We start from the raw sequence: 21,698 nt of genomic DNA on the forward strand, positions 1-21,698 counted from the left end.
CCTGCCGGAATCCGTATAATGGGATATTTGTCCGGCCGGATCAGTCCGTGCGGAACAACAATGCTTGGCGAAGCGTTTCACCTAGTGATGCTACGTGAACCACACCGTAGTCCGGAGGCACCCTTATCAGGGCTTCCGGCTAGCGCGGAGTCCGCTCCGCGAACCGATTAGAGGGAGAAATCATGAGCGATCGCAGCCTGCGGGGCATGCGTCTTGGCGCCCAAAGCATGGAGACCGAATCCGGCGTGGAGCCGGCTCCGCGTCAGCGGGTTGAGTACCGGTGCGAGGACGGCGAACAGGTTTTCGTAACCTTTTCCTCCGAAGCCGAAATTCCCCCTGTCTGGGTTTCCAAGACCGGCAAGGAAGCGCTGCTCGTTGATGGCGAACGCCCGGACACCAGCAACGAAAAAGCAGTCCGTACCCACTGGGACATGCTGTTGGAGCGCCGCTCGCTTCCCGAGCTTGAGCAGATCCTCGAAGACCGCCTCACCATTCTGCGCGAGCGTCGCGGCGAACGGCGTTCAGCCTAACCGCTCCTAGCCGGCAGGCAGGCGCTACAGCCAAAAAGGCCGGATCCGCTGCACCATATGGTTGCAGCAGATCCGGCCTTTTGCGTATCCGCCCGGTCTTTGTGCCGCTAGTCGCGCGGGGTCTTGCCGGTCAGCTTCCGCCAGCGGGCGGTGAGGCCCCACTTGGTCACGTTGACCATGGCCTCAACCACGATATTGCCGCTCATCTTGGAAGCGCCCAGTTCACGCTCCACGAACGTGATGGGCCGCTCCACGATGTTCAGCCCCATCTTCGCTACGCGCCACGCGAGGTCCACCTGGAAGCCGTAACCCACGGAATCGACCTGGTTCAGGTTCAGCTTCTCGAGCGTGGTGCGCCGGAACGCCCGGTACCCGCCGGTCACGTCCTTGATCTTGAGGCCGAGCATGATGCGCGCATATGTGCTCCCGGTCCGGGAAATCGCCTGGCGGTACAGCGGCCAGTTCACGACGCTTCCGCCCTTCACCCAGCGGGAACCCATGGCGAGGTCTGCGCCCTGGTCCACGGCCTCCAGCAGGGAGGGCAGCTGTTCGGGCTGGTGCGAACCGTCGGCGTCCATCTCCACAAGGACGTCGTAGCCGGCGTCCAGTCCCCACTTGAAGCCCGCGATGTAAGCGGCCCCCAGGCCTTCCTTGCCCTTCCGGTGCAGGACGTGGACCTGGTTGTCCCCGGCAGCGATGCTGTCCGCCAGCTGTCCGGTGCCGTCCGGGCTGTTGTCGTCCACAACGAGGACGTCGGAAGCCGGCACGGCGGCGCGCAGGCGTCCCAGAGTCTTGGGAAGCGACTCCAGCTCGTTGTAGGTCGGGATGATGGTGAGGACACGCACAGGGGAGGCCTTTCCTGGATGGGAGCGGTCAGCACGCGCGGAGCCTGGCGGGAATGCCGGCTCGCAAAGCGCAACTCCCCATTATACGTGCCCCGGACGGCTCTTCCGTCCGTTTGGCCGGCATCGGGGCGGCAAGTGCCCGTTCGCGCTTGTTTTGCAGCAGCACGTGTGGCCGGGGTCGGGCTACGCCACGGGCGGGTCCACGCGCCACGGGCCAGTTGCCGATGCCGCGATGAGCGGATGGAGGAACTGTTTTCTGCTGCGCTTTGGACCCGCCCCGGAAGCTCAATGCTACGGACTGGCGGGGGGCTGTCAACAGCCCTCTGACCTGCCAGTTCATGTATCGCCGCAGGTCAGCGGCACTTCTGGGCGGGTGATGTGTCGTCAGATGGCGGCTGGATGGCGCAATAAGTCGCCGCCGGACCCGCGGGCTGTTCAGCCGCGCAGGGCCTCTGCGGAGAACAGCTCCAGCCCGCTGCGCACCGTCTGCAGGCACCGGGGGTCCGAGCCTGTGTCAAGTGCCGGCAGCAGGGGCGTGCGGGCACGGGGATCCGTGCTCCAGGACTGGACCCTGCCGTCAGCCACCTGGACCATGAGCTCATCCACTTCCCAGACGGCGAAACTTGCGGGTGCGCCAGGTACCAGCTGGCCGGCCATCGGGTTTTCATACCGTGCGGCGCGCCAGCCCGCCCGCGTGTGGCCGAGGAAGGCTGCACGGGCGGAGATCCGCTGTTCGGCGTCGTGGTGTTCGAGGCAGGCCCGCACGCTGGACCATGGACGGAGCGGCGTCACCGGGCTGTCGCTCCCGAAGCAGATCGGGACACCGGCGGAGTAGAACGAGGCGAACGGGTTCATGCCCCGGCTGCGGGTGCCCAGACGCTGCTCATAGAGGCGTCCCTGGCCGCCCCACGCGGCGTCGAAGGCGGGCTGCGCGCTGACCGTCACGGAGTACTTCGCGAGGCGGGCAATGGCGTCGGCGTCGGCCATTTCGACGTGCTCGAAGCGGTGCCCTGCGGCCCGGACCCGCTGCTCCCCCACCTCGGCGGCTGCCTCATCGAGGGCCTGCAGGGCTGCATCGAGGCCGGCGTCGCCGATGACGTGGAATCCGCCCTGGATACCCAGCACGGAACAGGCCGCCAGGTGCGCGGCCGCGTCAGCGACGGAAAGGTAGGTAGTGCCGCTCTCCTCCGGTGCGTCGGCGTAGGGTTCCCGCAGGGACGCCGTGCGGGAGCCGATGGATCCGTCGATGTTCAGGTCCCCGGCAAATCCGCGGGCCCGGACACCGAGCTCGGCAAGCAGCGCCTCGGCGTCGGCCGCCGTCGGTGTCAATTGCCCCCAGTACGGGAGCACCTCCGGCGCGGGGCGGGCGCCTGCCGCGTCATTCCATCCGGCCGCCAGCCGCAGGTCCTCCATGCTGCTGATTTTTGGTGCACCCATCTCGGCCAGCGCCACATACCCGTTGGCCGCAGCCTCGTCCAGCGCACGACGCTGGTATTCCTGCAGCGCGGCCGATGACAGGCGGCGGGTGGCCTGCCTGGCGGCACTGTGGGCCTGGCGCTTGACGTGACCGCCGGGCGCGTAGCCGTCCAGCTCCGCCAGCCCGGCACTGGCCATGAGTGACGGCGAGACGAGAGCCGAGTGCACGTCAACACGGGAAAGGTATACCGGACGGCCAGCGGCAGCCCGCTCCAGCTCTCCGGCATCCGGGAGCGTGGGGTTGTCCCAGCGGGACTCATCCCAGCCGTGTCCCAGCACTGCGCCGTTTCCGCCCGAGGCCGCGACGGCGTCCAGCAGTTCGCGGGCGGACCGGACACCGCCCAGCCGCAGTGAGTCCAGGGCGATGCCTGTCTCCGTCAGGTGGGCATGGGAATCGACAAATCCCGGGGCGACGAGGGCGCCGCGCAGATCGATGATGTCCATGGAGCTGTCTGCGATGGAAGCAGCAGCCTGCTCCGAACCGACCCACGCGACGGTGTCACCGTCCACGAGCATGGCCGTGGCGAAGGGATCGGCCGCGGTGTAGACGGAACCGTTGCGGTACAGCGTGACCTTTGACGGTCCGGTTCCCTCCTGCGGGCGGGCGGGGGCATCGGCCATGGAGGCGCTCCTTGGGGTGTTCAAACGGCGTGCTGGTACGGAATTGACTGGTGCGGGGACGGGCCGTGCGGGCCGTCAGCCCACCGTGGAGTAGGCGACGACGCCCCGCCTGATCTGTTTGATGGCCTCGGCGCAGAGCCGGGCCAGCCGGGGGTCCAGGCCGGGAATCTTGGCAAGCTGGTCCAGCAGGTCGATCACCTGCTTGACCCACCGGACGAAGTCACCGGCGGCCAGGTCGGTTCCGCTGAGCACCTCCTGCAGATGCCGGCCGCGGGCCCACTTGTACATGGGCCAGACCAGTCCAAGTTCTGGCTCGCCGGTAAGCGGCAGCTTGTTCTGTTCCTCCACGTCCTCCAGCGCGGACCACTCGTGAACCGCGATATCCACGGCCGTCTCAAGTGAAACGCTGGGCATGCGGGGCCGCAGGCCGCGGTCCTCACGCTTGGCCTGGTACACCAGCACGCTGGCGAAGGCAGCCACCTCCACGGCGTCGAGGTCATCGAACGCGCCCTGCCGCAGTGCCTGGGAGATCAGCAGGTCCTTCTCGCCGTAGATCCGGCGCAGCCGCTGGCCGTCAGTACTGATGCGGTGCTGCCCGTCCCCGGTGGATTCGAGGTAGCCGTAGGCCGACAGGACATCGCAGACCCGGTCGAACGTCTTGGCGATGGTGTTGGTGCGCCCCTGGATCTGGCGGACCAGGCCGTCGGTTTCCTTGCGCAGCTTCCACCAGCGTTCGGACCACCTTGCGTGGTCCTCGCGTTCGCTGCAGCCGTGGCACGGGTGGGCGCGCAGGGCACGCCGCAGGTCGGCGATCTTCTTCTCCTGGTTCTGCATGGCAGAGCCCAGCCCGAAGTCGGTGTTGCGGCTGCTTCCCCGGGCCGGCGGCCGGTTCTCCCGCAGCGCGTTCCGGACCGACGAGGCCAGGTCCCGCCGCGACTTGGGAACCTTGGCGTTGAAGGACTTGGGGATCCTGATCCGGGTCAGTGGGGCAATGGGCCCCTCGAGGTCATCGACGCCGATCCGGCGCAGCTGGTTTTCCAGCGTCAGGATCGCGGGCCTGGGTTCCCGGGAGCTGTGGTCGGAGCTCAGCACGACGGCAAAACCCGGGGCCCTCCCGGCCGGGACATCCACAACATCGCCCGGCAGGAGCCGGCTCAGGGAATCCTCGTTGAGCGACTTGCGGGCCCGCGACTTGCTCCGCGACGTGAAATTCTCAGCGTCGGAAAGTTCCCGCCGCAGCCGCGCGTATTCGGTGAAGTCGCCCAGATGGCATGTCATCGACTTGGCGTAGCCCGCCAGGGATTCCTCACGGCTGCGCACCTGACGGGCCAGCCCGACCACCGAACGGTCAGCCTGGAACTGGGCGAAGGAGGACTCCAGGATTTCCCTGGCCCGCTGCCGCCCGAACTGGGCCAGCAGGTTGATGCTCATGTTGTACGTGGGCTGGAAGCTGGAATTCAGCGGATACGTCCGGCGGGAGGCAAGGCCGGCAACGGCGGCCGGGTCCGTGCCCGGCTGCCACAGGACCACGGCATGGCCTTCGACGTCGATGCCGCGCCGGCCCGCCCGGCCGGTGAGCTGGGTGTACTCCCCTGCCGTGATGTCCACGTGGGATTCGCCGTTGAACTTGTCCAGCTTCTCCAGCACCACCGAGCGGGCGGGCATGTTGATGCCGAGGGCCAGCGTCTCGGTGGCGAAAACCGCCTTCACGAGGCCGTCGGCAAAGAGTTTTTCGACGACTTCCTTGAAGGTGGGAAGCATGCCGGCATGGTGGGCCGCGAAGCCGCGGAGTAGCCCGTCGCGCCAGTTCCAGAAGCCCAGCACCTCAAGGTCGTCAGTGGGGATATCCTGGCCCGCTTCGTCCACGCGCTGGGCGATGATGCGCTGCTCCCGCTCCGTGGTGAGCCAGAGTCCGGACGCCACGCACTGGGCGACGGCAGCATCACACCCGGCCCGGGAAAAAATGAAGGTTATGGCGGGCAGCAGGTCCTGCCGGTCAAGGCTTGCGATGACCTGCGGGCGGCTGGCCCTCCGTGCCGCGGTACGGGTCTCCTGCTGGGGCCGGTCGCCGTAGCGCTGGCGCTGCTGGCGCCGCTGGCTCCGGCCGCCGTGGCCGAAGCGACCCTGGAAGTTGAGCTGGCTTTCGGCCCGCGAGAGGGTCAGCAGCTCAGGATTGACCTCGAAACCGCGCTGACCGGCGTCCTCGGGTGACGGCGCCAGTGGCAGGGCATCCGCCGCCGCAGGGCTGCCGGCGGGGGCGATTTCGTCGAAGGTGGTCTCGCCCGCGAAAAGGTCCAGAATGTCCCGGCCCACCATGACGTGCTGCCACAGCGGCACGGGCCGGTGCTCGGAGACGATCACGTCGGTGTCGCCGCGGACGGTGTCCAGCCAGGCGCCGAACTCCTCGGCATTGGACACCGTGGCGCTGAGGGAGGCCACCTGCACCTCGCTGGGCAGGTGGATGATGACTTCCTCCCAGACTGCTCCCCGGAAACGGTCGGCAAGGTAGTGGACCTCGTCCATGACCACAAAACCGAGGTCGAACAGAGTGTCGGAATCGGCGTAGAGCATGTTGCGGAGGACCTCGGTGGTCATGACCACCACGGGTGCGTCGCCGTTGATGCTGGTGTCGCCTGTCAGGAGGCCGACGTTCGCCTCGCCGTATTTCTCCGTCAGCTCGGTGAATTTCTGGTTGCTGAGTGCCTTGATGGGCGTGGTGTAGAAGGCCTTCAGTCCGCGCTGGAGTGCCAGGTAGACGGCGAACTCGCCCACGATGGTCTTGCCGGCACCAGTGGGCGCGGCGACCAGCACCCCGCGGCCTTCCTGCAGGGATTTGCAGGCCTGCCGCTGGAAGTCATCCAGTTCAAAGCTCAGTGTGCGGGAAAACGCGCCCAAGTGGGTCTTTGCTTCCGCGGCCCGTTCGGCGCTGGCGCGGTACCGTTCGGAGGGCGACGGAGTGGTGGTGGACATTCCTCAAGCCTAGCGGTGGCGTGCCTAGAGATTCTTCAGCTCGCTGCTCGGAGTTCCGATATCGGCTGTGGCCTCTGTCTCAGCGGCGCGCTTCACTGCCCGGCGTGCCCGCCGGCGGTCGTTCAGGACGCACAGGCCGATGGCCAGGAAGAAGAGCAGGAGCATGGGGCCGGCAAGGTAGAACATGCTCATCGCGTCGCCGCCGGGGGCGGCCATGGCTGCGAACAGGCAGACAAGGAACACTGTGATGCGCCAACTCTTGATGAGCTGCTCCCCGCGGAGGATTCCGGCGAGGTTCAGCCCGACCAGGACAACAGGGAGCAGGAAGGCGATGCCGAACGCCAGCAGCAACCGCAGCACAAAGGACAGGTAGACCTGCGCGCTGATGAAGTTGGACCCACCGGAGGGCGTGAAGTCGGTGAGGACCCGGACTGCATTGGGCAGGACAAGCCATGCCATCGTCACGCCGCCGATGAAGAGCGGCACTGCGGCCGCCACGAAGGACAACGCCAGCCGGCGTTCCTTCTTGTGCAGTCCGGGGACGATGAACGCCCAGAGCTGGTACAGCCAAACCGGGCTGGCCAGGATCAATCCCAGGAACACCGACACCTGGATCATCAGATCGAAGGAGCTCGCCACGCCGTCGAAGTTGAGTGACGCCTGCCGGCCTTCGCTCTCGTTGAGGTCCTTGATCGGTTTGATCAGGGCCGCGAGCATGGGCTGGTAGACCAGGAAACCCGCAACTGTGGCAAGCACAACGGCAATGGCGGATTTGAACAGCCGGTTCCTGAGTTCGCGCAGATGGTCCAGCAGAGCCATCCGTCCCTCAGGGTTGGATTGACGACTCATGGTCAGTGCCACGAAATCCTAGGCGCGGTTGGGCGGCGGAACGTCGTTCCCGTCTGCGGGACGGTTGTCCGTGGCGGCGGAACGCGGGTGGTTGACCACGGTGCCTTCGACGGGATCCGAGCCGTCCTTGGCTTCAGGGGCTCCGTCCTTTTTCATTTCGCGGACTTCCGACTTGAAAATGCGCATCGACTGGCCGAGGCTCCGGGCCATGCCGGGAAGTTTCGGTGCAGCGAAGAGCACCAAAGCCAGGACGATGATGATGATGAGATGCCAGCCTTCAAGCCTCATGGTGGGTGTTCCTTTCGTTTAGCTACATCCTACGTTTATCTGAATTCGATGTCGCGCAGCCGCTGGGGCTGGCCCCGATCGGCCTTCCGGCGGACCCGGCGCTGGCGCCGGGCCTCCCTGCGGGCCTCTTTGGAAGCGCGGTAATCATGCTGCACCTGGTGCGGCGAGGCAAAAGGCGCCATGCCCGGCGCCACCCCGACGGCGTACGGGCCAGGCAACGGGTCCGCGCCCGCGGACGCTGCCGCCGCAACCGGAAGGCTGGTGAGCTTGTCGCCCGCTTCGCCGAGCTCCTTGACCGTTGCCATGAACTGGCGGAACAGGCGAACGCCCATGAGCACGAAGAACAGCAGCGACAGTGACACAAGCGCCACCCAAATAAGAATCCAGGACCACCAAGGCATGCTGAGTAGTCTAACTGCCGGACAGGTTAACCGTTGTACGGGCCAGCCGTTGTGCCGGCTAGCCCTTGTACTGGGCCAGGGCCGCCGCGATCCAGTCCCGCGAGGCGCGGGCAAGTGGCTCAGGTTCCAGGATCCGTGCCGTCCCGCCGTGCTGGGCCACAAACATGGGGAGCCATGCCGTGTTGCCGAACCGGATCTCGGCCACCAGGCCCCCGTCCGGCAACGGCGCTGTCCGCTCGGCATAGTAATCGTCCGCGAGCCCGGCACCGCGCGCGGTGAGCTGGACGGTGACCAGGGTGTCGTCGTCATTGGGGGTGAACAGCTTTGCCGGGAACCCGCCGTCGGGCTTCATGCCGGACGAGACCGGCCTTCCGGTGGGGGTGAGGCCCTCGATCCGGTCCAGCCGGAAATTCCGCAGCCCGGCCGCCGAATGGCAGTAGGCCTCGAAGTACCAGGTGTTGTCCATGGAGTAGAGGCGCAGCGGATCCACGTCCCGCTCCGACAGGGTGTCCTTCTGCGCGGAAAGGTAGACGAGGTGCAGCTGGGACCCTGATTCAATCGCGTCCCGGATAACCTCGAGGTTGGCCGAGTTGCCGGGTCCCACCTCCGGCCCGGAAAGGGCAGCGGCACGGAGCCCCTCCTCCCCCGCGGCCGCCATCAGCTTAAGCGTCACCGATTCCAGGGCGCTGCCCTCGGCCAGCTCCGGCAGGCCGTTCAGGGTCTCGAGGCCCGTGAGCAGCGCGCAGGCCTCGTCCACCGTGAAGCGGACCGGCCGATTCAGCTCCATGGACTGGCTGATGAAAACGTGCCCCTCCTCCCACTGGATGTCCAGCAGCTCGTCCGGGTATCCCTGCGGCAGCCCGGAACAGATCAGGATCAGCAGATCGCCCTCCAGTTCCTGGCGGGTCACCCCGAACCTGTCGGCGACCTCCTCGATGGGCAGGCCCTGGTTGCGGACCAGAAAGGGGACCAGCTGCAGCATCCGCTTGAGCTGGTCTTCCGACGTGCGCTTGCGGGTCCGTTTTCCCGACCCGGCATGCGCGAACGAATAAGTCGGCACCGGAGCGTCCATGAAGGCGGCGGCATTCTGCAGGCGGCGCTGCACGGCGGCGGACAGTTCCGCGGGGCCCACCACCCTGACGTTTGGCCCGTAAGAGGCCAGCTCCTCCCCGAGCACCTCAGCATCACGGTAGGGAACGGTCAGCCGGTCCCACCCGGCGTCGGCCTCCTTGTCCTGGGAGACGTCCCGGTACGCGTCCCGGGACGCAGTGGCCTCGGCGGCGCGCTTGCGCAGGCCCAGCAACTTGCTGCTGCGGACGTCCACGACGGCGGCCTGGACCGGAAGCTCCGGAAGGCTGTCCAGCTCGGCACGCACGTTGAAACCGGCGGGCGGGGTGAAGGCCTCCCGCTCCAGAATTGTCACGGCGGACGTGAAGCGCGACAACCGGTAGAAGCGCTTGGCGCCGCGGCCCCGGTCAAAGCCCACCAGGTACCACTGGCCGAAGCGGCTGCCGAGGCCCCAGGGTTCAACGACGCGCTCCTCTTCCCGCCCCGTGCTGCCGGCCAGGTAGAGGAAGCGGACGGCGTGCTGGGCGTGCATGGCGGCCACGAGGTCCTCGAACGCCTGGCCCGCCGGCTTGATGCGCGGCTGCACGCCGGCCGGAAGTTCGACGTCGGCCAGGCCGCCCGCTGCCTGAAGTTTGCGTAGCGCGTTGCTCGCCGCCGTGCCCAGCGCCGCCTGCTCCCACAGCTGCGAAGCCAGCAGCAGGACCGCCCATTCGTCCGGGGTCAGCTCCACGTCCGGGAGGCGGTTGGATTCCTTGCCGATCCGGTACCGCGTGGTGCCGGGATCGTCCGAACTCCAGCCCAGGTCCGTGACCGTCTCGACGTCGAAGCCGAAGTCGCGCAGGTCGTTCTTGTCGCGTTCGAACATGCGGCCAAAGGCGGCGTCGCTGGCCGCGCCGCCGGCATAGATTTTCTCCCGCAGCTCACTGCGCCGGAGGCCGTACCGCGAGTTCAGCAGGGCGATCAGGAGGTTCAGCAGGCGTTCAGTACGTTGGGCGGACACCCTCGTTACGTTACTAAAGCCGTTCCGGCAAAAACGCGAAAGCGCGGCAACAATCCGGAAAATCCTTCCGATTGTTACCGCGCTTAAGCATGAGGAGGCAGGTAAACCCACGCCGGTGGGGATTAGCGGACGCCCACCAGGTCCACGACGAAGATCAGGGCCTCATTCGGGCCGATGGCTCCGCCGGCACCGCGTGAGCCGTAAGCCAGCTCCGAGGGGATCTCAAGGCGGCGGCGTCCGCCGACCTTCATGCCGAGCAGCCCCTGGTCCCAGCCCTGGATGACCTGGCCGACGCCGACGCGGAAGTCGAGCGGGGCTCCCCGGCCCCAGGATGCGTCGAACTCTTCGCCGGTGGACCAGGCCACACCGACGTAGTGGGTGGACACGGTGTCGCCGGCCTTGGCCTCGGGGCCGTCGCCCTCAATGATGTCCGTGATGACGAGTTCCGTAGGCACGGGGCCTTCGGGGAACTCGATTTCCGGCTTTTCACGGTCGATTTTGCGCTGACCAAATGACATGGTTGCTCCTTCTGCTGGTGGTGTTTGAGTTGCTTACTAGACGCTTGGCTTATTTAACACCGAGGATGTCGACGACGAACACGAGGTCGCCCTTGGCGTCACCCTGGCCGGAGTCGCCGTAGGCGAGATCCTTGGGGATGACGAGCAGGACGCGCGAGCCGACAGTCTTGCCGGCGAGGCCCTGGGTCCAGCCCTTGATGACCTGGTTCAGCGCGAACGAGGCCGGCTCCTTGCGGTCAAAGCTGGAGTCGAACTTCTTGCCGCTGGCCAGGGCCACGCCGACGTAGTTGACCGTCAGGGTGTCCGTGGCCTTGACGGCGGCGCCCTTGCCCTTGATCAGGTCCTGGGCGATGAGCTTCTTGGGGGCCGCCACTCCCTTGACCGAGATCTCCGGGATGCCGTCCTTCTCGGTGACGGTCGGAAGGCCGGCCGGCGGGGTGACCGGATCGCCTTCAGGCTTCTCCAGGACCTTCGGAGCCTCCTTGGCCGAGATCACCTTGATGATGAGGAGCTGCGTCGGCTGGGCAGCCTGGCCTTCAGCCGCTGCCTTGCCCGGTACGGCGAGGGCGAGCTGTGAGCCCACCTTGGCGCCCACGAACGCGTTGTAGACGATCGCGCTGCCGGTCTTGAGTTTGTCGTTCAGTTCAATGGGCTCGGGATCGCGGGGGAAGCTGTCGTCCAGCGTGGAACCGTCCTTGGCGTTGAGGGCAAGGACGGAAATCTCGGCAATCTGGTTAGCCTTGACGCGGTCCCCGCCGCCTTCCGTGACAACCTTGACGGTGGGTTCGGTGACCTCCAGCGGCTTGGTGAACTCGACCTTGGGGGCTTTCTTGTCACCGTTGTCCGTCAGCTTGAGCGAGTCGAACTTGGCGGTGTTACCCGCGGACTGGCTGGTCGGTTCCGGGGCTGCTGGCTCCTGGCCACCGCAGGCGGTCAGCAGAAGCAGCGCGGGAAGAAGGATTGCTAGTAGTCGGCGCACGTAAGAACTTTCGTCGGGGCAAGATGGATGCCCTGCCGGTGGAGGTGCCGCACACGGCAAGGCAGTCAGGACCGCAGAACGGCCTCTTCCAGAGTAACGCGGAAAGCTGGGTATCAGCCCATAGAGTCCAGAAGGGCATCAACCCGCTCGTCAACGTTGCGGAACGGGTCCTTGCACAATATGGTCTGGTGCGCGCGGTCGTTGAGCTTCAGGTGGACCCAGTCCACGGTGTAGTCCCGGCCCAGTTCCTGCGCCTTGCGGACGAAATCGCCGCGCAGCTTGGCCCGGGTGGTCTGCGGCGGGGCGTCCACGGCGTCCTTGATGGCGGTCTCTTCGGTCACCCGGCGAACGGCGCCTCGGGACTGGAGCAGGTAATACAGGCCGCGGGAACGGGAGATGTCGTGGTAGGTGAGGTCCAGCTGCGCGATCCTGGGGGCGTCCAGGCCCAGGCCGTGGCGCCTGCGGTAACTGTCCATCAGCTTCTTCTTGATGGCCCAGTCGATTTCGGTGTCGATAGTGCTGGTGTCGCCGCTTTCGATGGCGCGCAACGTCCGCCCCCACAGGTCCAGGATCAGCGGCACATGCGGGTTGTGGGCGCCGTTGTCCTCGACGAACGCCGTGACCTTGCTGAGGTACTCCTGCTGGATCTCCAGAGCGGTGAGCTGGCGGCCGTTGGCGAGGCGGACCAGCGCGCGGCCGCTCAGGTCATGGGAGATCTCCCGGATGCTGCGGATGGGGTTTTCCATCCGCATGTCCCGCATGATCACGCCGGCCTCAATCATGCGCAGGATGAGGTCCACGGTGCCCACCTTGAGCAGCGCCGTGGTCTCGGACATGTTGGAGTCGCCCACGATCACATGGAGCCGGCGGTAGAACTCGGCGTCGGCATGGGGCTCGTCCCGGGTGTTGATGATGGGCCGGGAACGGGTGGTGGCCGAGGACACGCCCTCCCAGATGTGGTCCGCCCGCTGCGAAAACGCGTAGGTGGCCCCATGCGGCGTCTTCAGGATCTTGCCCGCACCGGCGATGAGCTGGCGGGTGACGAGGAACGGGATGAGGATCTCGGCCAGTCGGGTGAACTCGCCGCGGCGCGGAATGAGGTAGTTCTCGTGGCTGCCGTACGAGTTGCCTGCGGAATCGGTGTTGTTCTTGAACAGGTACACCGTCCCGTTGAAGCCCTCGGCGGCAAGCCTGGACTGGGCCTCGTCCACGAGGTCGTCCAGGATGAGCTCCCCGGCGCGGTCATGGGCGATCAGTTGGGCGAGGTCATCGCATTCCGCGGTGGCGTATTCCGGGTGGGAGCCCACGTCGAGGTACAGGCGGGACCCGTTGGTGAGGAACACGTTGGAGGACCGGCCCCAGCTGACCACCTTGCGGAACAGGTAGCGGGCCACTTCCTCGGGTGCGAGGGGCCGGGAGTCCGGGCTCGAGTAGGAAATCCCGAATTCGGTTTCGATGCCGAAAATCCTCTTGTCCATGTCAGCTCTCCTCAGCCAGCAGTTCCACAACGTCCTGGTCGGACAACCTGCGGAAAGCCCTCCGCGTCCCCCTGCTGCTTTCCGAACTGCGGTCCAGCACCGCCACTTCCAAGGCCTTGGCCGGCAGGTCGGGTGCCTCGTTGTCCGTCACGAGTCCCCGGACGGCGAGCCGGATCGCGGCCGCGAAGGACAGGTCCCGCTGCCAGCCGCCCTCGATCGCTCCGGACACCTTGTCCGCCTGGCCGCCCATCACTATGAAGTTGTGCTCGTCCGCGATCGAGCCGTCGAAGGTGAGGCGGTAGAGATGGTCGAGGTCCTGGCTGGCTCCCACCTCTGCTACGGCCAGTTCCACCTCGAACGGCTTCTGCTCCGCGGTGAAGACGGCACCCAGGCTCTGGGCGTAGACGCTGGCCAGTCCCCTGGCCGTGACGTCCTCGCGGTCGTAGGAATAGCCGCGGACGTCTGCATAGCGCACCCCGGCCTGGCGGAGGCTCTCAAACTCGTTGTACTTCCCCACCGCGGCGAAGGCGATCTTGTCGTAGATCTCGCCGATCTTGTGCAGCGACGGTGACGGGTTCTCGGCCACGAGGGCAATGCCGTCCTCGCAGCTGACCACGATCACGGACCGTCCGCGGGCGATGCCCTTCCGTGCGAAATCCGCACGGTCCTTCATCAGCTGTTCGGGAGAGACATAGAACTGCTGTGTCATATCAGGCCTCCCTCCGGGCTGCTGCCCGTGACTCGATGATGTTTCCGGCCATGGTGGCGAGTTCCCGCTCCGAGACCCGGCGGGCGCCGGCCCGGTTGACGGCATACACGACGGGCCACAGCTGCCGCACGGGGTCGGGGCCGCCGGTGGCGGAGTCGTCGTCGGCGGCGTCGTAGAGGGACTCCACCGCGACGGCGATGGCTTCGTCCTCGGGCAGGTTGGGCCGCCAAAGCTTCTTGAGTGCGCCGCGGGCGAACATTGATCCAGAGCCAACAGCGTGGTGTTCCTGTTCCTCGTAACGGCCGCCGGTCACGTCGTAGGAGAAGAGCCGCCCCGCTCCCGCGGCAGCGTCAAAGCCAGCGAACAGCGGGACCACGGCCAGGCCCTGCAGGGCCATTGGCAGGTTGCCGCGGATCATGGCTCCCAGCCGGTTCGCCTTGCCCTCCAGGCTCAGTGGGGTGCCTTCGATCTTTTCGTAGTGCTCCAGCTCCACCTGGAACAGGCGGGTCAGGTCGATCGCGATGCCTGCCGTGCCGGCGATGCCGACTACAGAGTACTGGTCGGCGGGAAAGACCTTTTCGATGTGCCGGCTGGCGATGATGTTGCCCATGGTGGCGCGGCGGTCGCCGGCCATCACGATGCCGCCGGCATAGGTCATGGCCACGATGGTGGTGGCGTGGGGCACGGCGGGCGGCGTGCCGGCGGCTGTGCCGGCAGCGAATGGTGCGTATTGGGGAAGCAGTTCCGGACGGTCTCGTTGGAGATGCTCAGTGAACGACGACGTCGCGTGGGCGGCTACCTTGTTGGCTGTTGTCTCCTGCACTGGTGCACTCCTTCAACGTCATAATTCAGCGGCTGTCCGGTAGCTGTGGCTTCCGTGCCCGGTGCGGGTGGCGTGGCTGCCGGTCTACTGGCCGCCCTTTTGCACGAACGCCCGGACGAATTCCTCCGCGTTGGACTCCAGGACGCCGTCGATCTCGTCGAGAAGATCGTCAACACCCTGCGTTGAAGCGGATGCCTGTCCTTCTGCTGGCGCCGGCGGTACTGGGACCTCTTCCTCGACCTCGGTGTCGCGTGGCTGTGGCTGCTGCTGCTCCTGGCCTGCCATGTCCTTCTCCTTCATCCAGTCCCCCACTCCGGAGGGACATCCTGTATGCCCATATTGCCACGCAAAGGGCCCTTGCGGGGTGCATTATGCCGGTGGCGGAGCCGGTGCCGTTCCGAGCAGTTCCGCAAGGAACGAACCCGCCTCGCGGTGCCTGGCAAACAGCCCTCCTGTGAGCGCCTTCGTGCCCCGCAGCGGCTCCCGGGTGGGCACGCGCTGCAGCCTTCCGTAGCCCGGCACGTCGAAGATCACCGAGTCCCAGCTGGCCCCCACCACGTCCTTGCTGAAGCTGCTGACGCAGCGTCCGCGGAAGTATGCCCGGGTGTCCGACGGCGGTTCCGTCACCGCGGCGGCAATGTCGGCGTCGTCCACGATCCGTTGCATCCTGTTCCGGGAGAGTAGACGGTAGTAGAGCCCTTTTTCGGGCCGCAGGTCGGACCATTGAAGATCGACCAGGCCCAGCCGGGCGTCATCCCACTGGAGCCCGTCGCGCTGGCGGTAGCCCTCCAGGATGGACAGCTTGGCCAGCCACTCCACCGACGTGGCGGCGGCAGAGCGGTCGCTGTCCAGCTGCGTCAGGGTGGTGGCCCACCGCTCCAGCACGGCGTGGGTATGGCCGTCGCCGTCGACGGCGTCCGAGACTCCCGTGTCCTGCGCCAGCTTGGCGGCGGCCTCGTGGTACATCCATTGCAGGTCAAGGGCCGTCACCCGGCGGCCGTCCTGCAGCCTGACCGTGGTGGTCAGGGTGGTGTCGTGGCTGATGGCCTGCAGCGCGGCCACCGGCTCGTGCACCTCGATGCGTGGCGCGAGGCCCGCCTCGATCAGGCTAAGCACCATGGCGGTAGTGCCGAACTTCAGGTAGTTGGACACCTGGCTGAGGTTGGCGTCGCCGATGATGACGTGCAGCCGCCGGTACTTGTCCGCCGTTGCATGCGGCTCGTCGCGGGTATTGATGATGGGGCGCCGGATAGTGGTTTCGAGCCCCACCTCCGCCTCGAAGAAGTCCGCCCGCTGGCTGATCTGGTAACCGGACCGGGAGCCGTCCTGGGCCATGCCCACGCGCCCCGAGCCGCAGATGATCTGCCGCGACACGAAAAAGGGGGTCAGCCCGCGGACAATGTCGCCGAACGGGACGGACCGCGGCATCAGGTAGTTTTCGTGGGACCCGTAGGACACGGACTTATTGTCGGTGTTGTTCTTATAGAGGTTGACGGCGGGCAGCTCGGTGTCGCTGGCCAGCCTGCGGACCGCGGCCAGGCCCACGAGGTCGCCGGCCGCGTCCCAGGCCACTGCGGCCGCGGGGTTGGTGACCTCCGGGCTGGAGTACTCGGGGTGTGCGTGGTCCACGTAGAGCCTCGCCCCGTTGCCGAGCACCATGTTCATCAGCAGCGAGCCCGATTCGTCCTCGCCGTCCAGCTCAAGTTCCTCACGCCCGTAGGCAAGCGCCACTGCCTCGGCGTCCAGCACAGGCGGCTGGTCCGTCAGCTGGCTCGGGTGGGCCTGTCCGCGCTCAAGCGTCCAGCCGCGGGCGTCGTGCAGCGGCTCCTCGTCCGTGTAGTCCCAGCGGGTCTCGGCGCCGCCCGCAGCCCGGAGCCGGGTGACCTGGGCGTAAGCCTGGACCACCCGGGCGGACATCATGGTGGCATTGGCGCCTGGAGCAGCCGGCGCGTGAATCCCGTATTCGGTTTCCGAACCCATGACCCGCATGGCGCCGCCAGCCGGCAGGCCACCTCCCAGAACCGACTCGGAGCCGGCCGTCACAGGTACTGGCCCGTGCTGGGCATGGTTTCGATGGATTTGCCGGGCTCCTGGCCGGCTTTGCCCTGGACGATGGTGCGGATGTACGTGATGCGCTCACCCTTCTTGCCGGAGATGCGTGCCCAGTCATCCGGGTTGGTGGTGTTGGGCATGTCCTCGTGCTCGCGGAACTCATCGACGACGGCGCGCAGCAGGTGGTCGATGCGCAGGCCCTTCTGCTGCGTGGTCAGGAGGTCCTTGATGGCGTACTTCTTGGCGCGGTCCACGACGTTCTGGACCACGGCCCCGGAGTTGAAGTCCTTGAAGTACAGCATCTCGGTGTCGCCGTTGGCGTAGGTGACTTCCAGGAACTCGTTGGACTTCTCCGTCGAGTACATCGATTCCACGGTGCGCTGGACCATGGCGTCGACGGTCTCCTGGACATCGCCGTCGTGCTCCACCAGGTCATCCTCGTGGAACGGCAGGTCCGGGGTGATGTATTTCCTGAAGATATCCGCCGCGGCCTCGGCGTCGGGACGCTGGATCTTGACCTTAACATCCAGGCGGCCGGGGCGCAGGATGGCGGGGTCGATCATGTCTTCACGGTTGGAGGCGCCGATGACAATCACGTTGTCCAGCCGCTCCACGCCGTCGATCTCGCTCAGCAGCTGCGGCACAATCGTGGTTTCGACGTCGGAGGAGATGCCCGTGCCGCGGGTGCGGAAGAGCGAATCCATCTCGTCGAAGAAGACCACAACGGGGCTGCCGTCCGAGGCCTTTTCGCGGGCCCGGGAGAAGATCAGCCGGATGTGGCGTTCGGTCTCGCCGACGTACTTGTCGAGGAGTTCGGGTCCCTTGATATTGAGGAAGTAGCTCTTCAGGTCGATATTTCCCGAGCGTTCCGCGGCGCGCGCGGCCAGGGAGTTGGCCACCGCCTTGGCGATGAGGGTCTTGCCGCATCCTGGCGGGCCGTAGAGCAGGATGCCCTTGGGGGCCTTGAGACCGTGCTCGCGGTACAGGTCCGGATGCAGGAACGGCAGCTCGATGGCGTCCCGGATCTGTTCGATCTGCGGGCCGAGTCCGCCGATGTCCTCGTAGGTGATGTCCGGGACTTCCTCCAGGACGAGGTTCTCAACTTCGGACCGCGGGACCTTCTCGAGGGCGTATCCGGTGCGCGAATCGATGGAGAGGGCATCTCCTACCCGCAGCTTTTCGCCCAGGAGCGGGCCGGCGAGCCTAATGACGCGCTCTTCGTCCGCACGGCCCAGCACCAGGGCGCGGTCCGGGCCGAGCAGTTCCTTGAGCGTGACGAGTTCGCCCGCGCGCTCGTAGCCGAGGCCGGCCACCACCAGGAGCGCCTCGTTGAGGAGGACCTCCTGGCCCACGGCCAGCTGGTTGATGTTGACCAGGGGGCTGATGCCAACCCGCATTTTGCGTCCGGCGTTGAAGATGTCCACCGATTCCTCGGTGACCGCCTGGCCGCTGCCGGCAGCCAGCCGGCGCGGGTTCAGCTGGAGGACGGTGCCAAAGCTGTACGGCGGCTGCCCCTCCTGGTCCAGGGCGTTCTTCAGCCGGAGTATTTCGGCCTTGGCAGTTTCCAGCATTGCCACGAGCTTGGTGTTGTTCTGCGTGGCAGCTGCCAGCTGGCGGTCGATATGCCTCAGTTTGTCCCTGAGGATATTGACCTGCCGGTCCGCGACAGACAGTTCGTTGGCGCCAGCCTGTTCAGCCGGCGTAGGCACGGAGTCCTTGTTTGGCGTCTCCATGATGCATCAGCCCCTTCCTGCGCTCTTCTTAAGACGATAGCCCCAAGTTGGCTGGTAGAGCCGACGACATCCGAAATACGGACTAGTTTGTGATCTCCGGTTCGTCCTTCACGTTTGTCCCCGCGATCGCGTCCCGGGCCGCACGGCGCAGCTTTTTGTCCGAGACCAGGCGTTCCCCCACGGCGCCCGGTGTCCAGGCGTTGACGTCCTCTTCGTTGAAATCGGTCTTGGACGGACGCCGCTTAACGGAGATGCCGGTGACGCCGTCGGCGAGCCGCCGGGTCACCAGCAAGAAGCCTGTGTGGGCGACCATGCGGTGGTCGGGGCGCACGGCGAGTCCTTCGAGGTGCCAGCCGCGGACCATGGATTCCCAGGCGTCCGGTTCGGTGAACCGGCCGTCAGCGCGGATGGCCTCGGCCGTGCGGGAGAGCTGGGTGACGGTGGCAACGTAGTTGATCCACACGCCGCCGGGGGCCAGGACGGTCGCCACTGCGTCCAGGCATTCCCAGGGGGCCAGCATGTCCAGGACCACGCGGTCGATGGAGCCCGGCTCTTCGGTGCGGACCACTTCATCCTGGAAGTCGCCCAGGGAGATCTGCCAGGCCGGGTGCGGGCCGCCGAAGATGGTTTCCACGTTGCCACGGGCAATGGCGGCGAATTCCTCGCGCCGTTCGAAGGAGTGCAGGTAGCCCTGGTCCCCCACAGCGCGCAGCAGCGAGATGGAGAGTGCGCCTGAGCCAACGCCTGCCTCCACCACCCGGGCCCCGGGGAAGATGTCAGCCATGGTGACGATCTGTGCGGCGTCCTTGGGGTAGACGACGGCGGCGCCGCGGGGCATGGAGAGGACGAAGTCGGACAGCAGCGGGCGCAGCGTCTGGTACTGCTGCCCGACGTTGTTGACCACCACCGAGCCGTCAACCTTGCCGATGATGTCATCGTGGTTGAGGAAGCCGCGGTGGGTGTGGAAGGCTCCGCCGGCCTCGAGGCTGATGGTATTCATGCGGCCGCGCTCATCCGTCAGCTGGACCCGTTCGCCTTCCCGGAAGGGGCCGCGCCGCCGGGCAGCGCCGGCCGGCTGGTCCGCCGTGCCGGCTGCAGTGCCGGAGGAAAGGCCCGTGCTGGTTCCGTTGGCGGCAGATTCGCTGCTCATGACTGTGTCCTCGCTCCTGTGAAAGCTGTGTTGGCGTGCACCGTGGCGGTCCGGCAGGGCGCCGTGCACCCGCTGCCGATTTCACGACCGGCACGTAACTCTACCGGTTCTGGCCCTGCCGGCGCGTGTTTTAGCGGGGGGCCTTGCCTGTTATGGCGGTCACCACGGTGGACTGCCGAAGCAGGCCGGTGACCCGGCCGTTGTGGTCAACAACCGCGTAGTCGTGTCCCTCGAGCTGTGCCAGGTACTGGAGCAGCTCCTGGCCTTTGGACCATTCCGGCACATACGCGCCGGCGCCGAGCGGGTAAGCCACCGCTCCGGCGGGGGTGGTGCCGGCCACGGCGGCGGGTACCGCGGCCAGGGCCGCCGGGTCTACCACGCCGCTGGGCCTGCCGTCGGGACCGCAGAGCACGACGGCAGTCCGCCCGCCTGCTGATACCCGGAGGACGTCGCTGACGCTCCCGGCATCGGGAAGCCCGACGGCGGGTTCGGCCAATGCGGCGGCGCTCACCAGGTGGAGCCGGCTGCGCAGGCGGCCCTGCTGGATCGAGGCGGAAGCGCCCATCCACAGGAATCCGCCCACCAGGATAGTAACGAGCAGCATGCTGGTGTCCGGGGCGCCTCCGCTGAGCAGCGGCAGGACGATGAACCATAGCCCCAGGGCGATGACGATGATGCGCCCGCCCCAGCCGGCCGCGACGGTGCCTTTGGCGTGGCTGCCGGTGGCCTTCCAGACAGCGGATTCCACCAGGCGGCCGCCGTCCAGCGGCAGCCCGGGCAGCACGTTGAAGATGCCGATCACGAGGTTCGCCCAGAAGAAGATGTTCAGGAGGGTGTCCGCTACGCCGGACAGGCCGCCCGAGGAGATCACCAGCCAAGCCGCCCCTGCCAGCACGAAGTTGGCGGCGGGGCCGGCCATGGCCACCAGCACGGACCGGCCGGGGGTGGCGGTGAAGCTTTCAAACTGGGTGTGGCCGCCCCAGAGATTGAGCACGATCTTCTCGCTGGGCCAGCCGTAGATCTTTGCGGTCAGCGCGTGAGCGAGCTCATGGACGAGCACTGACAGCAGGAGCAGCAGCGCGTAGGCGAAGGCCACGTAATACGCGCCGATGCCCAAAGAAGGGGTGCCATGCTGCAGCACCGGTCCGTACGCAATCACGGTGAAGGCGGCAATGATGAACCAGGAGTAGGCCAGGACGATGGGAATGCCGGCGATCCTGCCGAGCGGTATACCCTCGCGGCGGCTGTTCTTGGTCTGCACGTTCGGGGGCTGCTGACCGGATCCCGCGGGATCAGACACGTTCCGGGCTCCTTAGTTGACGTTCTCGAAGGTTGCCGCCGGCTCGCGCGAGCCGAGACGGAGCCTGACCAGCTCCTCGAGTTCGGCCACGGTGCGGTCTGCGAGGCTATCCCATGTGGTTCTGCGGGCATCGTCCGGCAGCGGCACGAGGTGCGGAATGGCCACGGTCACGGCGCCCGATGCCACGGCAGCGGCAGCACCCGGTTCCGAGTCCTCCAGCGCCACGCAGTGATCGACGGTGAGTTCAGGGTCCTGCTGCTTCAGCAGGTCCACAGCCTTGAGATAGGCCTCCGGGTGCGGTTTGCCCTGGGTTACGGTGTCGCCGGTAACGAGGAACTCGAAGTAGGGCCGGGGAAGGCTCGCCACGATCTCGCGCGCCAGCGGTGCCTCTGACATGGTCACAAGGGCACAACGCACGCCGGCAGTGAAAAGTTCATCCAGCAGTTCCCGGGCCCCCGGGCGCCACGGCACGTTCTCCCGGACGCGGCTGATGACCTGGCCCGTAAGGGTGTCGATGATCTCGCGGATCTCCAGGCGCACGCCGGCCCGCTGGAGGATGCCGGCCGAGTGGACCAGTGATTGCCCTACGAGCTGCATGGCCTGTTCGTGCGACCATGTCCCCCCGTACGACTCGACAAGGTTGTGTTCGGCTTCGATCCAGTACGGTTCTGTGTCAACGATGGTGCCGTCCATGTCCCATAAAACGGCTTTGAGCAAGGGCTGAGTGGCGGCAGATTCCATGCTTTCCACTGTACCGGGCCGCCCGGCGGCGCCCTGCCGCGGGCCCCGGCCCTACGCCGTCGGCGAATATCCGCGCAGGACCCGCCAGGGATGACGCGCAGGGATGAACAGCAGGGGTAACCGGCGGGGTGACCTGCGCGGACGTGGAGTTTGTCCGGATCTGCGGC

19 protein-coding genes are annotated in these 21,698 nt (G+C 66.6%); 1 reads left to right on the forward strand and 18 read right to left on the reverse strand.

What is annotated here, in order from left to right:
• Positions 1–182: 182 nt before the first annotated feature.
• A complete protein-coding gene (locus ACTHQX_RS16100; protein WP_003802221.1) occupies positions 183–530 on the forward strand; it encodes an RNA polymerase-binding protein RbpA in 348 nt (115 codons plus the stop codon).
• A 107-nt stretch (positions 531–637) separates the two neighbouring features.
• Here ACTHQX_RS16100 and ACTHQX_RS16105 read toward each other — a convergent pair whose 3' ends face one another.
• The 18 genes from ACTHQX_RS16105 to ACTHQX_RS16190 all read right to left on the reverse strand — a co-directional run bounded on the left by ACTHQX_RS16105 (position 638) and on the right by ACTHQX_RS16190 (position 21,531).
• Positions 638–1,375, reverse strand: a complete 738-nt coding sequence (locus ACTHQX_RS16105) for a polyprenol monophosphomannose synthase (protein WP_236803398.1) — start codon at positions 1,373–1,375, stop codon at positions 638–640.
• Between the two features lie 435 nt (positions 1,376–1,810).
• Complete coding sequence (locus ACTHQX_RS16110; RefSeq protein ID WP_440158468.1) at positions 1,811–3,472, reverse strand: amidohydrolase; 1,662 nt, start codon at positions 3,470–3,472, stop codon at positions 1,811–1,813.
• A gap of 75 nt (positions 3,473–3,547) precedes the next feature.
• Positions 3,548–6,442, reverse strand: a complete 2,895-nt coding sequence (locus tag ACTHQX_RS16115) for a DEAD/DEAH box helicase (protein WP_440158469.1) — start codon at positions 6,440–6,442, stop codon at positions 3,548–3,550.
• A gap of 24 nt (positions 6,443–6,466) precedes the next feature.
• On the reverse strand, positions 6,467–7,261 hold the full coding sequence (gene tatC / locus ACTHQX_RS16120) for a twin-arginine translocase subunit TatC (protein WP_236809321.1): 795 nt from the start codon (positions 7,259–7,261) through the stop codon (positions 6,467–6,469).
• Positions 7,262–7,309: 48 nt separating this feature from the next.
• Positions 7,310–7,579: a Sec-independent protein translocase subunit TatA gene (gene tatA / locus ACTHQX_RS16125; RefSeq protein ID WP_111904819.1), complete on the reverse strand. Its 270-nt coding sequence runs from the start codon at positions 7,577–7,579 to the stop codon at positions 7,310–7,312.
• A gap of 35 nt (positions 7,580–7,614) precedes the next feature.
• A complete protein-coding gene (locus ACTHQX_RS16130; RefSeq protein WP_440158470.1) occupies positions 7,615–7,980 on the reverse strand; it encodes a hypothetical protein in 366 nt (121 codons plus the stop codon).
• A gap of 58 nt (positions 7,981–8,038) precedes the next feature.
• On the reverse strand, positions 8,039–10,048 hold the full coding sequence (locus ACTHQX_RS16135; RefSeq protein WP_440158471.1) for a helix-turn-helix transcriptional regulator: 2,010 nt from the start codon (positions 10,046–10,048) through the stop codon (positions 8,039–8,041).
• Between the two features lie 122 nt (positions 10,049–10,170).
• Positions 10,171–10,566 (reverse strand): FKBP-type peptidyl-prolyl cis-trans isomerase, encoded by a 396-nt coding sequence (locus ACTHQX_RS16140; protein ID WP_440158472.1) that lies wholly within the window; start codon positions 10,564–10,566, stop codon positions 10,171–10,173.
• 49 nt (positions 10,567–10,615) lie between these two features.
• On the reverse strand, positions 10,616–11,545 hold the full coding sequence (locus tag ACTHQX_RS16145) for an FKBP-type peptidyl-prolyl cis-trans isomerase (RefSeq protein WP_440158473.1): 930 nt from the start codon (positions 11,543–11,545) through the stop codon (positions 10,616–10,618).
• Between the two features lie 113 nt (positions 11,546–11,658).
• Complete coding sequence (gene pafA, locus ACTHQX_RS16150) at positions 11,659–13,023, reverse strand: Pup--protein ligase (RefSeq protein WP_440158474.1); 1,365 nt, start codon at positions 13,021–13,023, stop codon at positions 11,659–11,661.
• A 1-nt stretch (position 13,024) separates the two neighbouring features.
• Positions 13,025–13,732, reverse strand: a complete 708-nt coding sequence (gene prcA / locus ACTHQX_RS16155; RefSeq protein WP_236803390.1) for a proteasome subunit alpha — start codon at positions 13,730–13,732, stop codon at positions 13,025–13,027.
• A gap of 1 nt (position 13,733) precedes the next feature.
• Positions 13,734–14,555 (reverse strand): proteasome subunit beta, encoded by an 822-nt coding sequence (gene prcB, locus ACTHQX_RS16160; protein WP_236803389.1) that lies wholly within the window; start codon positions 14,553–14,555, stop codon positions 13,734–13,736.
• An 84-nt stretch (positions 14,556–14,639) separates the two neighbouring features.
• Positions 14,640–14,840, reverse strand: a complete 201-nt coding sequence (locus ACTHQX_RS16165) for a ubiquitin-like protein Pup (protein ID WP_076802936.1) — start codon at positions 14,838–14,840, stop codon at positions 14,640–14,642.
• Between the two features lie 84 nt (positions 14,841–14,924).
• The gene (gene dop, locus ACTHQX_RS16170; RefSeq protein ID WP_236809319.1) at positions 14,925–16,544 is read right to left on the reverse strand and encodes a depupylase/deamidase Dop; all 1,620 of its coding nucleotides are present in this window, start codon (positions 16,542–16,544) and stop codon (positions 14,925–14,927) included.
• A gap of 50 nt (positions 16,545–16,594) precedes the next feature.
• Positions 16,595–18,340: a proteasome ATPase gene (arc, locus tag ACTHQX_RS16175; protein WP_236803388.1), complete on the reverse strand. Its 1,746-nt coding sequence runs from the start codon at positions 18,338–18,340 to the stop codon at positions 16,595–16,597.
• Between the two features lie 82 nt (positions 18,341–18,422).
• Entirely contained in the window at positions 18,423–19,490 is a 1,068-nt protein-coding gene (locus tag ACTHQX_RS16180) for a tRNA (adenine-N1)-methyltransferase (protein ID WP_236803387.1), read from the reverse strand.
• Positions 19,491–19,620: 130 nt separating this feature from the next.
• A complete protein-coding gene (locus ACTHQX_RS16185; RefSeq protein ID WP_236803386.1) occupies positions 19,621–20,790 on the reverse strand; it encodes a site-2 protease family protein in 1,170 nt (389 codons plus the stop codon).
• A 12-nt stretch (positions 20,791–20,802) separates the two neighbouring features.
• Positions 20,803–21,531 carry an HAD family hydrolase gene (locus ACTHQX_RS16190; protein ID WP_440158476.1) on the reverse strand — a complete coding sequence of 243 codons (729 nt, stop codon included), beginning with the start codon at positions 21,529–21,531 and terminating at the stop codon, positions 20,803–20,805.
• Between the last annotated feature and the right edge of the window lie 167 nt (positions 21,532–21,698).

The organism is Arthrobacter sp. SAFR-023, assembly GCF_051965295.1.
GTDB lineage: Bacteria > Actinomycetota > Actinomycetes > Actinomycetales > Micrococcaceae > Arthrobacter.